The organism is Mesoaciditoga sp., assembly GCF_054006115.1.
This window is the reverse complement of sequence record NZ_JBPNHS010000041.1, coordinates 1-2,846: the sequence shown is the minus strand read 5'-3', so window position 1 is coordinate 2,846 and position 2,846 is coordinate 1. Positions and strand designations below refer to the sequence as shown.

Below are 2,846 nucleotides of genomic sequence, written 5' to 3'. Positions count from 1 at the left end.
ATTTAGATTCATACAATTCGATTAATTACCTCGTTCCAATGTTACAATAAAAGGGGAAAAAGGAGATTTTTAATATGTCAACTATACCGTCTAAAAAAGCGAATATCAAAAGCATTATCAAGAAAGTCAATAGAGATAGGGCCCCTATTATAATTGTTGATGAAAATGGTATAAGTGCTGTTGTATTGTCCATGGATGATTTTGAGTCTATGAATGAGACAATTTACTTGCTTTCTTCAAAGGCAAATGCCAGATGGCTTTATGACTCCACCAAGGAAATGGAAGAAGGTAAATTCAAAACTTTCACATTTGAAGAATTAGAAAATGAATATCAAATTCACAAATAAAGGTTTCTAAGATTTTAGCTATTGGGCTAAATTTGACAGGAAAAAGCTTAAGAGAATTATTGAGATCGTAAAAGATATTCAAAAACATCCATTTTAGGGTATTGGAAAGCCTGTGGCATTAAGATATCATCTTACTGGTTACTACTCTAGAAGGATTGATCAAGAATATAGGCTAATATACAAACTTCAAGATATCGTTATCATCTCTTGCAGATATCATTATGAATGAATTCGATTTAAAAGCTGAAACAGCCTCACGAGTGTTATTGTGCGTATACACATTACGTCATGATTGAAGGGTGAAAATCCAGCAACCATTTCCAAATTGGAAATAGCTTTATCTTTTTTCCCGCTATTATTCTTTCTTCCTCCAAATCATTTGTTAACAGCAAAAGGTTAGAAGGGTACGGAAATTGAACAAGACTTTTTAATTCTCTTTTCTCAAGAGAAGGTTCTTCAAGATTTGATGCTGTTACGTTTATCGCAAACGTTTTATCGTTTTTTCGTGCAATGAAATCTATTTCGGTTTTGTCATCCTGCCAATAATTTACTTCGTATCCACGCCTGATGAGTTCGAGGAAAACAACATTTTCAGCATCTCTTCCATAATCCTTAGTAACGCTTTTGGTAACGGCCTTTCTGAGTCCAGTGTCTATGGAGAAAATCTTTTTGGGTGACCTAATCATGTTCTTCAACGAGTTTGTGAATTTTTGGGTTTCAAATATCATATAAGATTCAACGAGGTGAGAGGCATGTTCTGATATAGTATTGGTTGAGACGGTTCCCGCGATTTCTTTAAGCATTCCTTGTATTTTTCTATAGCTTATAAGGTTCCCGGCATTTTTAAGCAAAAAAAGTGCAATTCTTTTTAGAAGCAAAGCATCTCTTATTTTCCACCTTTCTACAATGTCTCTGTAAATGATGTCATCGAAGTACGTTTCTAAAACTTTTGTTTTTCCTTCTTTGGGATAATTCAAGACGATTTCCGGGAATCCTCCTATTTCAAAGTATTTGAATAGTAGATGCTTGATTTCGTCCTTTCTCGATTCGGCTTCTATCCACGAGTTGAATTTGAATCCATTTGCTTTTATAAAACTTTCAAAAGAAAAAGGAAATAAGGTAAGGTCAACATGTCTGCCGGTGAGCAAAGTGGAGAGCTCTTTTGATCCGAGTTTAGATGATGAACCAGAGATGAAAAACTTAATCTCTTCTTTTTCACGGTACGTTTCAATCCATTTCTCCCAGCTTTTGATGTTTTGAACTTCATCCAAAAACATGTAAACCTTCCCGACGGGCTGAATATGCTGGCGATAAATTCTGTACATCCTTTCCAAAAGGGATGTATCTAATTTTTCTTCGGCTAACGCAAAATCCTCCAGGTTGATGAAAAAACAAGAAGTTGGGTTTCTAATATCTTTCGAAATCTTTTTGTACATGATCTTCATCAGGGAAGACTTTCCGGATCTACGTGGACCTTTTGTAATAACGGCGAGAGTGCCACTTAGAAAATGTTCCAATGATTTTACTTCGTAACGTTCAACAAGGTTTGGAAATTTTTTCCCGTCCCAATAATTCCACGATATCATAAGAGAAAGCAACTCTGCATCCTTCAAATGGATCACCTCATTTTGTTATCTTGAACATTATGATATTCAAATTATAGCATTTTTGAATAGTACGATGAAAATCATATTTTTGTTGCGGTAGAATAAGTACAGCAAACAAATAATTCAAAAAAGATGAATTACTCAAATTATGCAAGTCGAATTAAGAAGCAAAATGGTTTGTGTGTGAAAATTAAGAAACCAATTGAAAAGCCTCAGGCATTGAGAGCCACGGAGAGAAATGAACCCTTCTTGCCATTTTATAGATATTCTGCCCCAGTATGCAGATGAAGTGGTAGCAAAGCCATTTTTTAAAAGTCTGCCCCCGCTTGCGGGGGAAGTGGCAGCAGAGCTGCCGAAGGGGGCGAAAGTGAAATGACGACAAAGGCAACGAACCATTTTCTATGAGACTGAATTCTCTAAGGTTCAAAACCATTTTGATCAACCCTCCCCGTCAACTAGCGTTGCCACCCCTCCCATACTGTGGGAGGGGACAAAAAAGAAGGTATCATGAAATACAATTTGTCTATAAATGAAAAATGTCAATGAAGTTTCGTATAAGTCTGCCCCCGCTTACGGGGAAAGTGTCGACTGAGTCGACAAAGGGGGAAGTAATCATCGAAACAACTTTCATTCCTTCTCGCTTGTTTTGTGATGATTGCGCAGGCGTAATTGAACCCTCCTTGCCAACTCCGTTGGCCCTCTTCTCCCAGTTTTGTGAGGAGAATCAGCAGACTTGTTTTCCGAATTATAACAAGTATGCCCCCTTTTATGGGGAAAGTATCGGTGGAAGCGACAAAGGTGGAAATGAATAATTTCATCTTTGAAGATTTCAAGTTCAAAATCGCATGATTGAGCTATTCTGGTGGAGGCGACGGGAATCGAACCCGTGTCC

The 2,846-nt window shown here is 37.1% G+C and carries 3 protein-coding genes; 2 read left to right on the top strand and 1 reads right to left on the bottom strand.

From position 1 onward, the window contains the following. Positions 1-74: 74 nt before the first annotated feature. Together ACXJIN_RS07800 and ACXJIN_RS07795 are read left to right on the top strand one after the other, a co-directional pair. Entirely contained in the window at positions 75-347 is a 273-nt protein-coding gene (locus ACXJIN_RS07800) for a type II toxin-antitoxin system Phd/YefM family antitoxin (protein WP_456401025.1), read from the top strand. A 100-nt stretch (positions 348-447) separates the two neighbouring features. Beyond that, positions 448-576: a type II toxin-antitoxin system YoeB family toxin gene (locus ACXJIN_RS07795; RefSeq protein WP_456401027.1), complete on the top strand. Its 129-nt coding sequence runs from the start codon at positions 448-450 to the stop codon at positions 574-576. 52 nt (positions 577-628) lie between these two features. Here ACXJIN_RS07795 and ACXJIN_RS07790 read toward each other — a convergent pair whose 3' ends face one another. After that, entirely contained in the window at positions 629-1,960 is a 1,332-nt protein-coding gene (locus tag ACXJIN_RS07790) for an ATP-binding protein (protein WP_456401023.1), read from the bottom strand. Between the last annotated feature and the right edge of the window lie 886 nt (positions 1,961-2,846).